This window comes from Pseudactinotalea sp. Z1739 (genome assembly GCF_049725055.1).
Lineage (GTDB): Bacteria > Actinomycetota > Actinomycetes > Actinomycetales > Beutenbergiaceae > CALKWS01.
Genome location: NZ_JBMPQA010000009.1, coordinates 91074 through 108123 on the forward strand (window position 1 = coordinate 91074; position 17050 = coordinate 108123).

Genomic DNA, 17050 nt, shown 5'->3' on the forward strand with positions numbered 1-17050 from the left:
CGGTTGTGACCGATCTCACCGACCGGGACCTGGCCGGCGCCAACCTGGAGCGGGTGAATCTGCGCGAGGCCCACCTGACCAGGGTCCGGTTCACCGACGCCCGGATGCGCTCGGTCGACTTCTCCGGCGCGGACATCCGCGGGTCGCTATTCGCCGGGACCCGGGTGCGCGGTGCCGAGCTGGTCGACGTCACGATCGATGGTGAACTGCGCAACGTCGTGATCAACGGCGTCGACGTCGGCCCCCTCATCGAGGCGGAACTCGACCGGCGCGAGCCCGAGCGCTCCCTCCTGCGGGCCAGCACTCCGGAGGAGTTCGGCCGGGCCTGGACCACCCTGGAGCGCCTGTGGCAGGGCACCATCGAACGCGCACGCACCTTCGATGAGGAGATCCTGCATCGCAGCGTCAATGAGGAGTGGTCCTTCATCCAGACCCTGCGCCACCTGAACTTCGCCAACGCCGCCTGGGTGGATCGGATGATCCTGGGCGAGCTCTCCCCCTGGCACCCGCTTGACCTGCCCTGGGACGAAGCGCCCGGCTGGGACGGAATCCCGTGGGACCGCCAGGCCCGTCCGACCCTGGACGAGGTGCTGGCGGTCCGGGACCAGCGCACCGCCTCGGTGCGCCGGGTGATCGAGGACCTGACCCCGGAGCAGTTGGAGGCGACGGTGACCCGCACCGAACCGGGCTGGCCGCAGGCGGAGGACTTCCCGGTCAGGACCTGCCTGTGGATCGTGCTGGTCGAGCAGTGGGAGCACCGGCGGTACGCCGAACGTGACCTGGATATTCTGGCGAACGAGGAGGGATGAGCATGGACATCGTGTTGATCGCCGGGCTGTGGCTGGACGCGAGGGCGTGGGACGAGGTGGCCGGCGAACTTCGACGACTCGGCCACCGCCCGCACCCGGTGGCGCTCCCGGGGCAGACCAGCGGCTCCGCCGGGCAGCAGGCCACGCTCGCCGACCAGGTCGAGGCAGTGCTGCAGGCGGTGGACGCCGCATCCGGTCAGGTGCTGGTGGTGGGGCACTCGGCCGCGTGCACCCTGGCCTGGATCGCGGCCGATGCCAGGCCGGAGAAGGTCGCCACGGTCGCGTTGATCGGCGGCTTCCCGGCCGCTGACGGCGGCACCTACGCCGACTTCTTCGAACCCACCAACGGGCAGGTTCCCTTCCCCGGCTGGGAAGCCTTCGAGGGCCCCGACTCCGCCGACCTGGACCAGGCTGCCAAGGACCGCTTCAGCGCAGCGGCGATCCCGGTTCCGGGCACGGTGACCAAGGGGGTGGTGCACCTGCGCGATGAGCGCCGCTATGCCGTGCCGGTGGTGCTGGTGTGCCCGGAGTACAGCGCCGAGGACGCCGAGGCGTGGCTGAAGGCCGGTGAGATGCCCGAACTGACCAAGGCCGAGCAGGTCGCCTTCGTCGACATCGACTCCGGGCACTGGCCGATGCTGACCCGGCCCGGAGAACTCGCGCAGATCCTCTCGACCCTGGCCGGGTAGGTCCCTAGGCGCGCGGTAGCGTGATCGCGTTGGCCACCGCGCGCCGCCGGAGGCGTTCCAGTAGCAGTATCCCTGCCGCGACCAGGGCACCTCCGGCGGGAATCGCCACCGCGGGGGCCAGATCCAGCCTCGGACCGGGTACGAGCGCCGTGAGGACGCCGATTCCGGCGATGAGTGCCGCCAGCACCACCCCGCTGACCACCGGCCGGGTCACCATCACCCGGAGCAGGTCACACCGGACGACCGCCCACGCCACGGCCACGAGAACCAGGAGCACGATCCCCATCGGGGCCAGCGGCAGCTCACCTCCACCGAAGGCCTGCACCACGGCGCCCAGGAGCATGCTGACCCCGGCGTACAACAGGAGGGACGGTAGCCAGACGCCCACCCACTGGGACCCACGCAGCCCGTCGGTGTCGGGCAGGTCGAGTGCGGCCGCATAGGTCGCGGGATCACCGAATACCTCATGGATGTCACCGCCGTGCTCAGCCATGTGGGAGTCGACCTCGGCCATGGCGGCACCGATGTCCGCGCCGCTGACATCGCGGAGCCGCAGCTCGGTCATCGCCCGGGCCGCCCAGTCGCGGTCGACGTGGGGAATCCGGTCATACAGTTCATCGATCGAGGTGCTCATGCCGGCGCCCCTTCCTCGGCGAGCAACGTGGTGGTGATCTCGGCGAACCGGTGCCAGCGCTCGGCATCGGTCTGCAGTCGCTGCGCGCCGGTCTCGGTCAGGACATAGACCTTCCGAGCCGGGCCGTTCGCGCCGGCAACCCAGTCGGTGCTGACCAGCCCGTCCCGTTCGAACCGGCCGAGCAGCGGGTAGAGCGTGCCTCCCCCGATGCTGCCCAGGCCGGCTTCCTCCAAGTGCTGGGTGATCGCGTAGCCGTGCAGTGGTGCGTGCCGCGCGATCACCTCTAGCGCGCACAGCGGTAGCGGGCCGCGAAGCCACTGCGCGGGCCACTCCTGGGTCGACGGGGTCGCCATTCCGCTAACGTAAAGCAACCTAGGTCGCTATGCAAGTTAGATGGCGTTGCTCATCACCTTGCCGGCGTCCGCGATCGAACCCTCAGTCCTCGATCGTTGACGGCGGCAGGCCGAGCGCCTCGATCGCGGGCCCGATCTGCGCGGGCACCTCCGTGGCCAGCAACCGATCCAGTTCGACCAGCCGCTGCGGTGAACGCACGCCCACCACCGTGGAGGCGATGTGGGGGTTGCGGGCCGAGAACGCCAGCGCGGCCGCCGCGCTGGGCACCCCGTGCGCGGTGCAGACCTGCTGGAGCCTCTCCAGCCAGGCCAACAGGGCCGACGGCGCAGCCTGGTAGGCGTAGGTCGCCCCCTCCCGCGGGCCACCGGCGAGCAGCCCGCCCCCGTAGGGAGCGGCGTTCAGGACCGTCATGCCCGCGGTGGCCGCCTCGCTGATCAGGTCCGCTGCCGAGCGGTCCACGAGGGTGTAGCGGTTATGGGTGAGCAGCACGTCGAAGGCGCCGGTACGCACGAACTCGGTGAGCATCGAGGTGGGTCCGGCGGCCACGCCGATCGCACCGATCGCGCCCTGCTCACGCAGTTCCACCAGACCCTGTACCGCACCCCCGGTGCCCATCGCCTCGGCGAAGGTGATCGTGTACGGGTCGTGCAACTGATACAGCGGCAGGGTGTCCAGCCCGAGCCTGGTGGTGGACTCCTCGAAGGAGCGCATCACCCGATCCCGGTCGAAGACGCCGGTACCGGGCTCTGCGTCAGCCTTGGAGACGATCTGCTTGCCCGCCGGCACGCCACCGGCCTCGGCGATCGCCTTCCCCAGGATGAGTTCGCTGCGGCCCCCGCCGTAGGCGTTGGAGGTGTCGATGAGCGTGTGCTCACTGCCCAGCAACGCCACGGCAGCACGCACCTGCGCGGCCTCGGATTCGGCGTCGTCCGGTTGCCCCAGCCCGGAGGTGCCCAGCGTGATGGCGGACGGAGTGGCCAGGGTCGGAATGTCGGGGGGCACCGGTGCAGACCTTTCGTCGTGGGAGTACGGGCACCGGCCAGTCTGCCAGCCCGACCCCGAACGCTGCCGTCATCAGACGGGCGCGACAAAATAGTACAGTCACTGCTGTATAGTCATCGGGTGCTGACTATTGCCGACCATCTCGACGTCATGAACCGGGTGGGCCGGGCCATGGCGGACCCGACCCGGTCCCGGATCCTCATGACGCTTCTGGACGCGCCGAGCTACCCGGCCGCGCTGGCCCGAGATCTCCGGCTGACCCGCTCGAACGTGTCCAACCACCTCACCTGCCTGCGCGACTGCGGCATCGTCGTCGCCGAACCGGAGGGCCGCCGGACACGGTATGAGATCGCCGATCCACACCTGGCCCGCGCCCTGACCGTCCTGATCGAGGTGACGCTGGCCGTCGATGAGGACGCGCCGTGTATGGATTCCGCCTGCCCCGTCCCCGACTGCTGCGCCGCGAGGACCTCATGACCGCTGCGGTCACCGCAGCGCGCCGCACCACCCTCCATCGCCGCGTGCGCTTCATCGTCGCCTTCACCATCACCTACAACGTCCTGGAAGCCATCGTCGCGATCTGGGCCGGCGCCCTCGCCTCCTCCACCGCCCTCATCGGCTTCGGGCTCGACTCGGTCATCGAGGTCCTGTCCGCGGTTGCGGTCGCGTGGCAGTTCACCCGCGAGAACCCCGAACGCTGGGAGAAACCAACCGTGCGCGCCATCGGCATCGCCTTCTTCGCCCTGGCCGCCTACGTGATCACCGACTCGGTGCTCTCCCTGACCGGAACCCCGGACGTCGATTCCTCCCCGTTGGGTATCGGCATCGCGGCTCTGAGCCTGATCGTGATGCCGGCGCTGGCCTGGCTGGAGCACCGAACCGGCCGTGAACTGCAGTCCAAGAGTGTGATGGCCGATGCCAGGCAGCTGGTGCTCTGCGTCTACCTGTCCGGCACGGTGTTGATCGGACTGCTGCTCAACACCCTGTTCGGCTGGGCTTGGGCCGACTCCGTCGCGGCCTTGGTGGTCGCCTTCCTGGCGATCCGTGAGGGCCTCGAGGCGTGGCGCGGGGGTATGGAGTCACCCTTCGAGGTCCTGGAGGAGATGAACCGCGACGAACCGGCAAGCGAGCCCCGCCGACAACGCGACTGAGGAGAGTGCCGTCGAAATACCGGATCGCGGCGTCCAACGTCTCTCGTGGGGGCTCATCGGCGCCGCGATGGTGCTGGCCGTAGGGGCTGCGACCGCGGCCGCTTGGTGGCCGGCGCGCTCAGCCGCTCGGATACCGATCGTCGCCGCACTCACCGGCCGGCCCCCGCGACCCCGGCATTCGGGTCGGTCCGCGGCGTGGGGCGTCCCTCCCTTCGCGATCGGCCTCGCCCTCCTCGCCACCGCCGGCACCGGGATCGAGTCGTTCGCCGACGTCGGGCTGATCGTCCTCGGCGCTTTGTCGTTCATCCTCGGCGTGCTCCTCCTTGCCCCGGTACGGGCCATCCGGGCCGCTGCCCGCTGGGCGGAGAGAACCGCGGTGCCGGTCCGGCTGGCACTACGGGACCTCACCCGGTACCGCGCGAGGTCCGGGGCCGCCCTCGCCGCCATCAGTCTCACCCTCGGGATCGCCGCCGCTACCATGCTGACCTCAAGCGTGGCCCTTTCCCACTCCAACGCTGAAGTCGCCGCCACTGTGGAAGGTACTGACCAGGGAGGGTCCGGTCGCGATCGGGCAGTCAGATCCGGTCGCGGCCGTCGAGGCGGCGAATGGAGAGTACCGTCGCAATGGCTGCCTGGGCTGCTTCGGCTCCCTTGTCCTCTCGCGAGTCGGGCAGCCCCGCCCGGTCCAGGGCCTGCGCCTCGTCGTCGGTGGTGAGCAGTCCGAAGCCGACTGGCACACCGGTTCGTACCGTGACGTCAGTGAGGCCGTTCGTCGCGGCTTGACAGACGTAGTCGAAGTGCGGGGTCTCCCCTCTGATCACGACGCCGAGCGCGACGACTGCGTCCGCGCCGGCCCGAGCTGCGGCAGCAGCAGCCACCGGGAGTTCGAACGAACCGGGAACCCGCAGGAGAGTCGCGACAGCACCGGCCTCGTGCGTGGCGCGGAGAGCTCCGGCGATGAGGCCCTCCATGACGGTGGCGTGCCACTGCGCGGCGACCACCGTGACCGTGAGGCCTGCACCGTCGGGTGTGACGGTAGGCGCTCCCGGACCGCTCATGACAGGTCCTCCGTGGCGTCCGTTCCGCGTTCGGCGGGGCGGGGAGTGGCTGCGCCCCCCATGCGGTCGTCCAGACTCGGCAGATGATGGTTCATGGCCGTCCTCTTGGTTTCCAGGTAGCGATGGTTATGGGGCGTGTGACCCACGTCGAGCCCGAGCGCGGCGCTGACCTCGATACCGGCGTCGGTCATGCCGGTGACCTTGGCCGGGTTGTTTGTGAGCAGCCGGATCCTGCGCATCGTGAGGTCGGTGAGGATCGCCGCGGCCGCGCCGTACTCGCGCGCCTCGGCGGGATGGCCCAGCCTGAGGTTCGCCTCGATGGTGTCGGCCCCGGCATCCTGCAGTGCGTACGCCGCGATCTTCGGGAGCAGCCCGATGCCGCGGCCCTCGTGACCGCCGAGGTAGATCACCGCGCCGCCTTCCTTGGCGACCCGGGCCATGGCGGTGCGCAGTTGCTCCCCGCAATCACACCGCGCGGATCCGAGCGCGTCCCCGGTGCGACACTCCGAGTGCAGGCGAACCAGTGGGTCCGGGCGCGCGGCGGTGCCGCTGTCGTGAATCGGGCCGGGCGCGGTGAGGGCTAGGTGCTCATCCCCGGTGCGCAGGTCCGCATAGGCGTGAACGTCGAATACGCCGTGCGGGGTGGGCAGGCGGGCGGTCCCGCGGGCGCGGACCCGGTTCGAGGTGTGTGCCGGTGCCGGAACCGCAGGCCGACCCTCGGCACTCCGGTAGGCGATGAGGTCTGCGATCGTGAGTAGGGCGAGGCCGTGGCGCCGCGCCAGAACCGCCGCCCGGGCACGGTTGGTCATCGTGCCGTCGTCCTCGACGAGTTCGGCGATGGCTGCCACGTCACCGACGCCGGCGAGGCGGCACAGGTCAACAGCGGCCTCCGTGTGTCCGGGCCGCTCCAGGACGCCGCCGGGTAGGGCGCGCAGCGGGAGGACGTGACCGGGCCGGATGAGGTCGGCTGGACCGGCGGTCGGGTCGGCGAGCACTCGCAGGGTCGTTGCGCGATCCGCCGCTGAGATGCCGGTGCCCACGCCGCCGGCGGCATCGACGGACACGGTGTACGCCGTGCCGCGTGGATCCTGGGTGCGGCGCACCATGACCGGCAGCTCCAGGTGGTCGGCCCGGTGCTCGGGAAGCGGGGCGCACAGGTAGCCCGAGGTGTGCCGGATGGTCCAGGCAACCCATGTGGTGGTGGCCGTCGCCGCGGGGAGGACGACGTCGACCTCGTCCTCCCGGTCCCGGTCGTCGGCCACGAGAACGGGGCGCCCCTCGCGCAGGCACGCCAGAGCGGCGTCGACGCGTTCCCGGTGCGCTGAAACCGCGCCACCCGAGGGCACCGATCGCGCAGGAACCTTCGCGACACTCACACGTCAGCCCTCACCGAGAGTAGGCGTGCGACGTACTTGGCGACGACGTCGACCTCGAGGTTGACCCTGTCCCCCCGAGCCAGCGTACCGAGGGTTGTCCGCTCCAGAGTTGTGGGGACGAGCGCGACTCCGAAGGCCTCGTCGCCGGCCCACGTCACCGTGAGCGATACCCCGTCGACGGTGATGGATCCCTTCTCGGCCACATACCGGGCGAGGGCGACGGGCATCCCGAGGTCGACCTCGTCCCATCGGGGGCCGGGTCTGCGCTGCAGGACCGTGCCGACGCCATCGACGTGCCCCTGGACGACGTGGCCGCCCAGCCGAGCATCCACGCGAACTGCGCGTTCGAGGTTGACCGGGTCGCCGGGCGCCAGCGAACCGAGGGTCGTCCGGCGCAGCGACTCGGGCGTGACGTCGGCGGTGAAGCCGCGCTCGTCCAGTTCGGTGACAGTCAGGCATGTCCCGGAGACCGCGATGGAGTCGCCGGTGCGCAGGTCCTCGAGGACGGTGGTCGCGGTGACAGCGAGAACGGCGGCGCCGTCAAGATCGGTCCGGTCGTCAACGGTTGCGACCTCCTCGACAAGTCCGGTGAACATCGGAGAACTCCTCAGGCTCGGCGGGTGACGACGAGGATGTCCTCACCCAGGTGTTGTGCGTCGGTCGTGTGCCGGCGGTGCGCGTCAGCGAGGGTTGACACACCGAGGTCGGGGACGGCGGCCGGGCCCGCTCCGAGCAGGACCGGCGCGACGTAGCTGTGCAGTTCGTCCACCACGCCGGCGCGCACGGCGGCCCCGAGGAGGGTCGGGCCGCCCTCGATCAGGACGCGGCGGGCGCCGACATCCCAGAGCCGCGCGAGGACCGAGGGGATGTCGCGTGTCGTGAGGTGGAGCCAGTCCCCCGGGCCGTGGCGGATCGCGGCTGAGGCGGGCACGGAACGATGGCCGACGGCCACCCGCAGCGGCTGGTGGTCTGCCAGCGTGCCGCCGGCCCGGCGTGCGGTGAGCGCGGGGTCGTCGGCGATGACGGTGCCTGTGCCCACGACGATGGCGTCCACGTCACCGCGCACCGCGTGGGCATGGTCGCGGGCGACTGGTCCGGTGATCCACTTCGAGGTGCCGTCCACCGCCGCGACCCGGCCGTCCAGGCTGGCCGCCATCTTGCCCAGGACCCACGGCGTCCGACGCTCCACGGCGGTGACCCAGGCCTCGGTGAGTGCTTCGGCACCGCGGACGACGTCGTCGGGCACCTCCGCCTCCCGTGCGGTGCGAACCTGCAACCCCTGCGACCGGAGCCACTGTGCGCCACCGGCGGCGACCGGATCGGGGTCGCGGACTGCATACACGACCCGGGCGATCCCGGCTGAGAGCAGCGCCTGCGAACAGGGCGCGGTGCGTCCGCTGTGGTGACAGGGCTCCAGGGTGATGACGGCGGTCGCACCCCGGAGCGTGGAACGGTCAGCCGCCGCCATGGCTGCGGCCTCTGCGTGTTCGGTTCCGGCACCGTGGTGCCAACCCTCAGCGAGGACGGCGCCGGAGGAACCGATGATGACGCACCCCACGCGGGGGTTGCCACCGCGCTGCGGTCCCCGCCGAGCGAGCACGAGCGCGCGCTGGAGCGCCCGGTTGATAGCGTCGTCCGACACCTGGTCTCCTCTTGCCTCGGTGTGAGCCGGGGTGCCTGAGGACGCACGATGCCACTGGCGCCGTCGTCGTTCGACGGCGGCGCCAACAGTGCTGCCTCCCATCCGGACTCTCACCGTCGGTCCCGGAGTTCCACCAGGTCAACCGCTTGTCATCAGACGCGCGGGTCGCGGACTGTCACCGCCGGCTCGGAATTTCACCGACCCCGGAGCACGTGTTGCTTGGACGGCAGCATGGCACACTTCCCAGGGACAGCCAAACCGCCGTGTGCCGCGGCGCCGGCGTCATCAACCAGGTGGCAGCGCCCGGGCGGCGGACCGGGCCGCGCGCGGCAACGCCTCGAGGATGACGTCCACAGCGTTGTCGTCGTGTGCTGCGGTGAGGAACCACGCCTCGTACACGCTCGGCGGCAGGGCCACCCCCGCCTGGAGCATCGCCTGGAAGAATGCCGGATAGCGCCACGACTCCTGCGCCGTGGCACCGGCGTAGTCGTGGACGCCACCGGTCGCGGCGTCCGGACCGAAGAACACGGAGAAGAGGTTCCCGGCCCGGTTGACCACATGCGGCACACCCGCCGCGGAGAGGGCCTGCCCGGCAGCCTGCGCGATGACGCCCGCCACGCGGTCGACGTGCGCGTAGACGCTCGCGTCGGCGAGCCGGAGCGTCGCGAGCCCGGCCGCGGTTGCCAGCGGGTTCCCGGACAGGGTCCCGGCCTGGTAGACGGGCCCGGTCGGGGCGAGGAGTTCCATGAGTTCTGCACGACCCCCAACCGCGGCCAGCGGCATCCCGCCGCCGACGACCTTGCCGAACGTCATGAGGTCCGCGGCCCAGGACTCCTCGGCACCCTCGAGCCCCCACCAGCCCGCCGGACCGACGCGGAATCCGGTCAACACCTCGTCGAGAACGAGGAGCGCACCGTGCTGCGCGGTGAGACGCCGCAGGGCCGCATTGAACCCGGCAGCGGGTGCGACAACGCCCATATTGGCCGGTGCGGCCTCGGTGATCACGCAGGCGACCTCCTCGCCACGCTCGGCGAACACCGCTTCGATCGCGCCGATGTCGTTGTACGGCACCACGATCGTCTGTGCGGCGCTTGCCGCCGGGACCCCGGCGGAACCGGGTAGGCCGAAGGTCGCCACGCCCGAGCCGGCCTCGGCGAGCAGGGAGTCGACGTGACCGTGGTAGCAACCGGCGAACTTGACGACGAGGTCACGGCCCGTGGCGCCCCGCGCGAGGCGCACCGCCGTCATCGTGGCCTCGGTTCCGGTGGAGACCAGGCGCACCCGCTGCGCCGGGGGCACCCGTTCGCGGATGGTCTCGGCCAGTTCGATCTCACCGAGCGTGGGCGCACCGAAGGACAGCCCGTCAGCCGCGGCATCCTGGACGGCAGCGACAACCTCGGGGTGCGCGTGACCGAGCAGTGCCGGCCCCCACGAGGCCACAAGGTCGACGTAGGTGCGTCCTTCGACGTCGGTGATGCGAGCACCGGAAGCCGCAGCGATGAAGCGGGGGTTGCCGCCAACGGAGCCGTAGGCGCGGACCGGGGAGTCCACGCCCCCGGGGATGACGCCGAGCGCCCGGGTGAACAGATCATCGTTCGTGGTCATTTCTCTCCTTGCTGTCCGGTGAGCCAGCCCGCCACCTCGGTGGCCCAGTAGGTGGCGATGATGCCGGCTCCCGCGCGGCGGATGGAGGTCAGCGTCTCGAGGATGGTGCGGCCCCGGTCCAGCCAGCCGTTCGCCGCGGCCGCCTCGACCATCGCCAGTTCGCCCGACACCTGGTAGGCGGCCACCGGGATGTCGACGGCCGAGGCGACGTCGGACAGAACGTCGAGGTAGCCGAGCGCCGGCTTGACCATGACGACGTCAGCGCCCTGCGCGAGGTCCAGAAGCGCCTCGCGCGTACCCTCGGTGCGGTTCGCGACGTCCATCTGGTAGGTGCGGCGATCGCCACGGAGCCGGGAGTCCACCGCCTCACGGAAGGGCCCGTAGAAGGCGGAAGCATACTTCGCCGAGTACGCGAGGATGGCGGCGCCGGTGGCACCGGCCTCGTCCAGCGCGGCACGGCAGGCGGCCACCTGGCCGTCCATCATGCCGGACAGACCCAGAACATGTGCGCCGGCTTCGTGCTGGGCGAGCGACATCTCGGCGTACCGCTGAAGCGTCGCATCGTTATCGACCGAGCCGTCCGCCGCCAGCACACCACAGTGACCGTGGTCGGTGAACTCGTCGAGGCACAGATCGGAGATGATGACGACGTCCGCGCCGACCTCCTCCCGCAGCATCGCCAGACCACGGTTGGCGATCCCGTCCGGGTCAGTAGCGCCCGATCCGTCGGCGTCGCGGACGGCGGGTACCCCGAACAGCATGATGCCGCCGACACCTGCAGCGGCGGCCTCGTGTGCCGCAGCGCGCAGTGAGTCCGCGGTGTGTTGGACGACCCCCGGCATCGAGGAGATCGGACGCGGCTCCCTCGCGTCCTCGGCGAGGAAGACGGGCAGCACCAGGTCGGAGGGCGAGAGGCGGTGCTCGGCGACGAGTCGGCGCAACGGGGCGCTGGCACGCAGGCGCCGCGGGCGGTCGGCGAGCGGAGGCATGGGGGACATCAGTGGTCGGCTCCTGGGTCGGGGTGGCAGTGACGGAGTGACTGGGCGGCGGCAGCGATGAGGCCTGCCGGGGTCGCCTCGGGCGCGACGCCGCCGACCCGTAACCCGGCCTGCTCGGCGGCGCGCCGGGTGGGGTCGCCTATGACGGCGATGGCGGTGGAGGAGGGCGGCGGACCGAGAAGCGCCACGAGGGCGCGAACCGTTGAGCCCGCGGTGAGGAGGATCACGTCCGGCCACGGCTCGGTCAGCCGTGCCCGCGCGGCGGCGTCGAGGTCCGCGCCCCGGGTGGTGTAGACGTCCTGGCGGTCGACGTCCCAACCCCGCTCGCGCAGTCCCCGGACCAGTTCCGGCGCGGCGAGGGCGGAGCACGGCAGGATCACGCGACCGCCGCCGCCGGGACGGGGGAAGCCGGCCAGGAGCGTCCTGGCCGACTCCGGGGCGGTGGCACACAGGTGGGGCGGGTGCCCGATGCCGGCGAGCGCAGCCGCGGTGGCGGGGCCGACGACGGCCAGTCGGGTGCCGGCCGCAACGGCACGGCGAAGGCGCTCCCCGAGCGGCGTGCCGGTCCGGGCCGCGTAGTCCGCGAGCACCGAAACCGTGCGAGCAGAGGTGAGCACCAGCCACGCAGCACCGCCGAGTGCGAGGGCACGCTCCATCACGGTGTCGTGGGCCGGCACGGTCTCGGTGAGTGCGACGGTCACGGGCACAGCCCCGGCCTCCCGGACCGCGCGCGCGATCGGGTCCTCGGCGCCGGCCCGCGGGACGAGCACTCGCAGGCCCGAGAGCGGCGAGCCCGGAGCCGGGGAGTCACTGCTGACCGACGCCTCGGTCACGGGGTTGCCCTGGTGAGTTCGCCGGCACCCTGCCCGATGAGTTCGGTGCCGAGTTCGTGGCCGAGCTCGCGAACGCTCGCCAGCACATCGTCACGCCGGCCCGTGAGGTCCACCGACGTCGTCCCGCACGAGCGCAGCACCCGACTACCGTCGATCGCCGCCGCAACCGCCTCGAGCCTGAGCGTCTCGCCGTCCAGGGTCGCGAGCGCACCGACGGGGGCGGCGCAGCCGGCCTCCAGACTGGCGAGGAGTTGGCGCTCGGCGGTGACCTCGATCAGGGTCGGCAGATGGTCCAGGGCCGCAAGGGCCCGACCCAGCGGCTCAGGCACCTCGGCGCGGGTCTCGATGGCGAGCGCACCCTGACCGGGAGCCGGCAGCATCACGACCGGGTCGAGGACGTCGGTCGCGCGGCCGGCGAGCCCGATGCGCGCGAGGCCGGCGAGCGCGAGCACGACGGCGTCGAGATCGTTCTCGGTGCGAGCAAGCCGGGTTGGGACGTTGCCGCGGATGTCGACGACGTCCAGGTCCGGGCGGGCGGCGCGCAGCTGGGCGGCTCGGCGGGGGGACCCGGTTCCGACACGGGCGCCTCGCGGCAGTGTGTCGAGGGTGCGACCCTCCCGTGCGCACAGCGCGTCCCGGGCATCCGCACGAACCGGGACGGCGGCGATCCGTAACCCCGGGGCAGGCGCCGTGGGGAGGTCCTTGAGCGAGTGGACGACGACGTCGACCGTCCCCGCACCCAGCGCCGCGCGCAGTGCTCCGGCAAAGACGCCGGCACCACCGAGCGAGGCGAGGGACTCGGTGCGGACGTCTCCCTCGGTGCGCACGATGCGCAGTTCGAAGGGCCCGGCGCCGGCGGCAACGAGGTCGTCCGCGACGCCTCCGGCCTGGGTCCGGGCGAGGTCGGAGCCCCGGGTGCCCAGCACCCAGGGACTCGAGTCGGAGGTGGCGCTCACAGTGCCACTGTCTCATCGGCAGGCCGTGCAGCCGCACGAGGGGCGGGCGCGCTGGCCGGGCCGCCCAGCATCGGGGCGAGCGACCGCGACCGCGTCACGACGGCGGGCAATCCCGTCCCCGCGACGAGCCCGCCGGCAAGGTGAAGGCCACGCCCGGCCATCGTCCGGGACAGGTCGAGCACCGCATCTCGAACGTGCGGATCAGCCGGAACGAGCGCTCCGGCGTGGCGGACCACCGTGCTGTCGCGCACCTGGTCGGCCCGAAGATCGGTGCCGAGCAGGCGGGCGGCGTCCGTGACGGTGTCGACGGAATCGGGGGGTGGTTCCTGCCCCGGCCGGCCGTAGGAGAGTCGGATCACATGCCGCCCTGGCCCGGCGGCCCGGGCGGCCCAGTCCCACTTCGCGGTGACGTGGGTCAGCGCTTTGGCCCCGGGCACCCCCTCTGCGGCAATGACTCCGCTACCGCGGGGGGCGTCGTCGAGTTCTGGAGCGTCGAGGAGTAGCGTGATGTGGGTCGTCGGCTGACCCGTCGTCGTCCGCAACGCGTGGGTGTCGACGTGCGGCTGGAGGAGCGCGAGGGTGGCGGCCCCGGACGTCGCCACGACGACGTCGTGCGCCTCCGGGACGTCCGTGCCGCCGGCGACCACGACCCGCCAGCGCCCGCGGGAACCGGACTCGATCGCGGCGACCGGGGCGCGTGTGAGCAAGGTGGCGCCGTGGGCGCGTGCGGCCTCCGCGAGGGCCTCGGCGAGGAGGTGCATGCCTCCGGTGACGGACGCGACGGCGGGCCCCTCGGGCAGGGTCGCGGCGACGGCGGCGGCAAGCGACCCGGTGCGCCGTAGCGCGTCGCGAAGGCCCGGCATGACACTGTCGACCGGTAGCACCGACGGATCGGCGCCGTGGATCGCCGAGACCAGAGGTCGTACGAGGCGTTCGAGCAGCCCCTCGCCCATCCGAACGGTGATGAGCGTCGCGAGGTCGCGGGCGTCGGAGCCGGGGGTCGGGCCCAGATCGGCGTCCAGCGCCGCGCGTCGCGCCGCGGCCTCACCGATGGCGGCGACGACGTCGGGGGAGCTCGGGTCCGCGGGGATGCCGAGCATGGCGCGGGCCGGGGCGCGGAAGGCGCCCTGTGCCGGGGTGACCAGCCACGAACCGTGCGCGGGCAGCTCCGTGGGCAGCCCGAGTTCGGCGCACAGCTCGGCCACCGCGGGCCGCCGTACCGCGAACGCCTCCGGCCCGCGGTTGACGATCACGCCGCCGACGTCGAGCGGACGCACGAGCCCACCGAGATGGTCGGAGGCCTCGACCAACGTGACCCGGCGTCCGCTGCGGGCCAGCTCCCACGCCGCCGTGAGGCCGCCGATACCGCCGCCGACGACGACGACGTCCACTGCATCCCTCATCGCGCGTGCGCGAGTTCGACGATACGGGTGAGGACGCCGGGATCCGTCTCGGGAGGAACACCGTGGCCGAGGTTGAGCACATGCGCAGCGGCCGATCGCCCCCGGTCGATCACATCCTCCACGTGCCGCTGGAGCACGTCCCACGGTGCGGCGAGCAGTGCCGGGTCGATATTGCCCTGCACGACGGTGCCGGGACCGAGCCGCCGGACAGCCTCGTCGAGGCCGATCCGGTGGTCCACCCCGACGACCTCAGCACCGGTGTCGCGCATGAGAGTGAGGATCTCCGAGGTGCCGGTCCCGAAGTGAACCCGCGGCACCAGGCCCTCGACAGCGGACAGGACGCGGGCGGAGTAGGGCGCGACCCGCTCGCTGTAATCGATGACCGAAAGCGAACCGGCCCACGAGTCGAAGAGTTGGACCGCGCGTGCCCCGGCATCGATCTGGGCGAGGAGGAACTCCGCGGTGCGGTCCGCCGCCCAGGTCATCAACCGGGCCCATGCGGCCGGGTCTGCGTGCATCATCGTTCGGGCGGCGAGGTGATCCCGTGAGGGCCGCCCTTCGACGAGGTAGGCCGCCAGGGTGAACGGGGCACCACCGAAACCGATGAGCGGGACCGGTTCACTCCCACCGTCGAGCTCGCGCACGGCGATGCCGACGCCCTCGCGAATCGCCGTCATGTCGCCGCCGGGTAGTGCGGTGAGGCGGTCGACGTCGGCGGCCGTGCGCACTGGCGAGCCGATGACCGGGCCCACACCCCGGACGATCTCGACATCAACACCCGCCAGTCGCAGGGGGATGACGATGTCGGAGAAGAAGATCGCGGCATCCACGCCGTGCCGCCGCACCGGCTGGCAGGTGATCTCCGCCGACAACTCCGGCCGGAGACAGGACTCGAGCATCTCGGTTCCCTCCCGGACCTTCCAGTACTCCGGCAGGGACCGGCCGGCCTGACGCATGAACCACACGGGCAGTCGTTCCGGCCGGACCCCGGAGTAGGCGGACAGCAGGGCGGAGGGGGTCGACGAGAGATCATCAGATGAATTCACTCAAGCATTGTGTCAAACCTTGCGGGGTTAGTTAACCTGCCAGAATGCCGCTCGCCATCCTCGCCGCCAACCACCACGACGTACCCCTGCCAGAACTCGAGAGACTCTCGGTCGGTGCCGAAGCCGCCGGGGCTCGCCTGGCCGCCCATCCCGCGGTCGAAGGTGTGCTCGTTCTCTCGACCTGCAACAGGGTCGAGATCTACCTCGAGCCGGCGGGGGCCGAGACCGACGCGATCGAGGCTGCCCGCCAGGCACTCGCCGAGACATCCGGGACATCGCGCGCACACGTCGCCGCCCGCACGTCCCACGCCGTCGGCCAGGAGGTCGTCAGGCACGTCTTCGAGGTGGCGGCGGGCCTGGACTCCATGGTCGTCGGTGAGCGGGAGATCGCCGGTCAACTTCGCCGCGCCCTGCAGTCCGCCCGCGCGGACGGGACGACGTCACCGACGCTCGAGGACGTCTTCCAGCGCGCCTCCCGCGCATCGCGCCGCATCGCCGTGTCCACCGACCTGGCCGCCGCCGGCCGATCGGTTGTGTCCGTTGCCCTCGACCTCGCCTCGGCACGCACGTCGCGTGCGGGTTGTCCGCGGGAGGTTCCCTCCTGGAGCGACGCGGACGGACCGCGGGTGCCCGCCGGCACCTGGGCCGGAGCGCGCGCCGTCGTCGTCGGCACCGGCGCCTACGCCGGTGCGACCGTCGTCGCCCTGCGCAAGCGGTCGTGCGCCGACATCAGCGTCTGGTCCTCCTCCGACCGGGCCGAGGGGTTCGCCGCGAAGAACGCCGTCGTGCCCCTGGCCGCCGACGGTCTGGTCGCGGCACTCGCGACCGCCGACCTCGTCATCTGCTGCCGTGGCACGGGCACCCCGGTCATCGACGTCGAAACCGCCTCCGAGGCCCTGGCGATGAGGTCGCCCGCGAGGACTCCCCTCGTTCTGGTGGATCTGGCCCTCCGTCGCGACGTCGCCGCCGGTGTGGCCGACCTTCCGGGTCTGGTGCTGCTGGACCTGAACACCGTACGCAGCCACGCACCGGCAGCGACCGACGGCCAGGTCCACCGCGCCCAGGAGATCCTCGCCGAGGAGGTCGAGGAGTTCTTCGGACGAAGGGCGGAGAGGGCCATGGACGATGTCGTCGTCGCCATGCGTGAGCACGTCGGTGGTGCGCTCGAGGCAGAGCTTGCCCGGCTACCGATGTCCGGTGTGGTGGACGCCGGCCAGGCGACGCAAGCCCTACGCCGGCTGGCCGCCAAACTCCTCCATGACCCCACTGTCGCCGCACGCGCGGCGGGCCGGGAGGGCCGCAGTCAACAGTTCATCGAGGCGCTGGCCCTCGTCACCGGCGTGCAGGTACAGCGCGAGGACCCACTACCCCGTGACCGTCCGCGCCGCACGACGGCCCACGACACGTGCGCCGCCGGGACCGTGCCGAGCCCGCGCGCCCTGGTGTCCCCGAGTTGACCGTCCGCCCCGATGTCGGCCGGCACGACCCTCCGGC

General features: G+C 71.8%; 18 protein-coding genes and 1 riboswitch. Of the genes, 5 read left to right on the top strand and 13 right to left on the bottom strand.

Annotated elements, in window-relative coordinates; translation table 11 throughout:
- The first annotated feature begins 5 nt into the window (after window positions 1-5).
- Together ACO0LV_RS12850 and ACO0LV_RS12855 are read left to right on the top strand one after the other, a co-directional pair.
- The gene (locus tag ACO0LV_RS12850; RefSeq protein ID WP_424788305.1) at window positions 6-809 is read left to right on the top strand and encodes a DinB family protein; all 804 of its coding nucleotides are present in this window, start codon (window positions 6-8) and stop codon (window positions 807-809) included.
- Complete coding sequence (locus ACO0LV_RS12855; RefSeq protein WP_424788306.1) at window positions 806-1498, top strand: alpha/beta fold hydrolase; 693 nt, start codon at window positions 806-808, stop codon at window positions 1496-1498. Before ACO0LV_RS12850 ends, ACO0LV_RS12855 begins: the two co-directional genes overlap by 4 nt.
- Window positions 1499-1502: 4 nt before the next feature.
- Here the strand turns inward: ACO0LV_RS12855 and ACO0LV_RS12860 are convergent, their stop codons facing one another.
- The 3 genes from ACO0LV_RS12860 to ACO0LV_RS12870 form a co-directional block, all read right to left on the bottom strand.
- A complete protein-coding gene (locus ACO0LV_RS12860) occupies window positions 1503-2132 on the bottom strand; it encodes a hypothetical protein (protein WP_424788307.1) in 630 nt (209 codons plus the stop codon).
- Window positions 2129-2485 carry a PadR family transcriptional regulator gene (locus tag ACO0LV_RS12865; RefSeq protein WP_424788308.1) on the bottom strand — a complete coding sequence of 119 codons (357 nt, stop codon included), beginning with the start codon at window positions 2483-2485 and terminating at the stop codon, window positions 2129-2131. Before ACO0LV_RS12865 ends, ACO0LV_RS12860 begins: the two co-directional genes overlap by 4 nt.
- A gap of 82 nt (window positions 2486-2567) precedes the next feature.
- The gene (locus ACO0LV_RS12870; RefSeq protein ID WP_424788309.1) at window positions 2568-3488 is read right to left on the bottom strand and encodes an aldo/keto reductase; all 921 of its coding nucleotides are present in this window, start codon (window positions 3486-3488) and stop codon (window positions 2568-2570) included.
- A gap of 120 nt (window positions 3489-3608) precedes the next feature.
- Here ACO0LV_RS12870 and cmtR point away from each other — a divergent pair, with 120 nt between their 5' ends.
- Window positions 3609-3965, top strand: coding sequence for a Cd(II)/Pb(II)-sensing metalloregulatory transcriptional regulator CmtR (gene cmtR / locus ACO0LV_RS12875; RefSeq protein WP_424788310.1), 357 nt, complete (start codon window positions 3609-3611; stop codon window positions 3963-3965).
- Entirely contained in the window at window positions 3962-4639 is a 678-nt protein-coding gene (locus ACO0LV_RS12880) for a cation diffusion facilitator family transporter (protein WP_424788311.1), read from the top strand. Before cmtR ends, ACO0LV_RS12880 begins: the two co-directional genes overlap by 4 nt.
- A gap of 575 nt (window positions 4640-5214) precedes the next feature.
- On the opposite strand, the gene ribH is transcribed toward ACO0LV_RS12880, so the two are convergent.
- The 10 genes from ribH to hemE all read right to left on the bottom strand — a co-directional run bounded on the left by ribH (window position 5215) and on the right by hemE (window position 15556).
- Window positions 5215-5697, bottom strand: coding sequence for a 6,7-dimethyl-8-ribityllumazine synthase (gene ribH / locus ACO0LV_RS12885; protein WP_424788312.1), 483 nt, complete (start codon window positions 5695-5697; stop codon window positions 5215-5217).
- The gene (gene ribB, locus ACO0LV_RS12890) at window positions 5694-7043 is read right to left on the bottom strand and encodes a 3,4-dihydroxy-2-butanone-4-phosphate synthase (RefSeq protein WP_424788370.1); all 1350 of its coding nucleotides are present in this window, start codon (window positions 7041-7043) and stop codon (window positions 5694-5696) included. The genes ribH and ribB overlap by 4 nt, the downstream gene beginning before the upstream one ends.
- 26 nt (window positions 7044-7069) lie before the next feature.
- Window positions 7070-7669, bottom strand: coding sequence for a riboflavin synthase (locus ACO0LV_RS12895; protein WP_424788313.1), 600 nt, complete (start codon window positions 7667-7669; stop codon window positions 7070-7072).
- Window positions 7670-7680: 11 nt separating this feature from the next.
- Window positions 7681-8715, bottom strand: a complete 1035-nt coding sequence (ribD, locus tag ACO0LV_RS12900; RefSeq protein WP_424788314.1) for a bifunctional diaminohydroxyphosphoribosylaminopyrimidine deaminase/5-amino-6-(5-phosphoribosylamino)uracil reductase RibD — start codon at window positions 8713-8715, stop codon at window positions 7681-7683.
- Window positions 8716-8801: 86 nt separating this feature from the next.
- A riboswitch (FMN riboswitch) is annotated at window positions 8802-8929 on the bottom strand.
- A gap of 71 nt (window positions 8930-9000) precedes the next feature.
- A complete protein-coding gene (hemL, locus tag ACO0LV_RS12905; RefSeq protein WP_424788315.1) occupies window positions 9001-10320 on the bottom strand; it encodes a glutamate-1-semialdehyde 2,1-aminomutase in 1320 nt (439 codons plus the stop codon).
- Window positions 10317-11318, bottom strand: coding sequence for a porphobilinogen synthase (gene hemB, locus ACO0LV_RS12910; protein ID WP_424788316.1), 1002 nt, complete (start codon window positions 11316-11318; stop codon window positions 10317-10319). Before hemB ends, hemL begins: the two co-directional genes overlap by 4 nt.
- A complete protein-coding gene (locus ACO0LV_RS12915; protein WP_424788317.1) occupies window positions 11318-12151 on the bottom strand; it encodes a uroporphyrinogen-III synthase in 834 nt (277 codons plus the stop codon). Before ACO0LV_RS12915 ends, hemB begins: the two co-directional genes overlap by 1 nt.
- Complete coding sequence (gene hemC, locus ACO0LV_RS12920; protein WP_424788318.1) at window positions 12148-13107, bottom strand: hydroxymethylbilane synthase; 960 nt, start codon at window positions 13105-13107, stop codon at window positions 12148-12150. Before hemC ends, ACO0LV_RS12915 begins: the two co-directional genes overlap by 4 nt.
- Window positions 13104-14510: a protoporphyrinogen/coproporphyrinogen oxidase gene (locus ACO0LV_RS12925; protein ID WP_424788319.1), complete on the bottom strand. Its 1407-nt coding sequence runs from the start codon at window positions 14508-14510 to the stop codon at window positions 13104-13106. Before ACO0LV_RS12925 ends, hemC begins: the two co-directional genes overlap by 4 nt.
- A complete protein-coding gene (gene hemE, locus ACO0LV_RS12930) occupies window positions 14507-15556 on the bottom strand; it encodes a uroporphyrinogen decarboxylase (protein WP_424788320.1) in 1050 nt (349 codons plus the stop codon). Before hemE ends, ACO0LV_RS12925 begins: the two co-directional genes overlap by 4 nt.
- A gap of 44 nt (window positions 15557-15600) precedes the next feature.
- On the opposite strand from hemE, the gene ACO0LV_RS12935 reads away from it, so the two are divergent.
- Window positions 15601-17013, top strand: a complete 1413-nt coding sequence (locus tag ACO0LV_RS12935; protein ID WP_424788321.1) for a glutamyl-tRNA reductase — start codon at window positions 15601-15603, stop codon at window positions 17011-17013.
- Window positions 17014-17050: the final 37 nt, after the last annotated feature.

Coding starts and splice junctions, on each gene's coding strand:
- ACO0LV_RS12860 (WP_424788307.1), bottom strand. CDS start 2,132: ATGAGCACCTCGATCGATGAACTGTATGACCGGATTCCCCACGTCGAC.
- ACO0LV_RS12895 (WP_424788313.1), bottom strand. CDS start 7,669: ATGTTCACCGGACTTGTCGAGGAGGTCGCAACCGTTGACGACCGGACC.
- ACO0LV_RS12855 (WP_424788306.1), top strand. CDS start 806: ATGAGCATGGACATCGTGTTGATCGCCGGGCTGTGGCTGGACGCGAGG.
- ACO0LV_RS12865 (WP_424788308.1), bottom strand. CDS start 2,485: ATGGCGACCCCGTCGACCCAGGAGTGGCCCGCGCAGTGGCTTCGCGGC.
- ACO0LV_RS12925 (WP_424788319.1), bottom strand. CDS start 14,510: ATGAGGGATGCAGTGGACGTCGTCGTCGTCGGCGGCGGTATCGGCGGC.
- ACO0LV_RS12880 (WP_424788311.1), top strand. CDS start 3,962: ATGACCGCTGCGGTCACCGCAGCGCGCCGCACCACCCTCCATCGCCGC.
- ribH (WP_424788312.1), bottom strand. CDS start 5,697: ATGAGCGGTCCGGGAGCGCCTACCGTCACACCCGACGGTGCAGGCCTC.
- hemB (WP_424788316.1), bottom strand. CDS start 11,318: ATGTCCCCCATGCCTCCGCTCGCCGACCGCCCGCGGCGCCTGCGTGCC.
- hemL (WP_424788315.1), bottom strand. CDS start 10,320: ATGACCACGAACGATGATCTGTTCACCCGGGCGCTCGGCGTCATCCCC.
- ACO0LV_RS12935 (WP_424788321.1), top strand. CDS start 15,601: ATGCCGCTCGCCATCCTCGCCGCCAACCACCACGACGTACCCCTGCCA.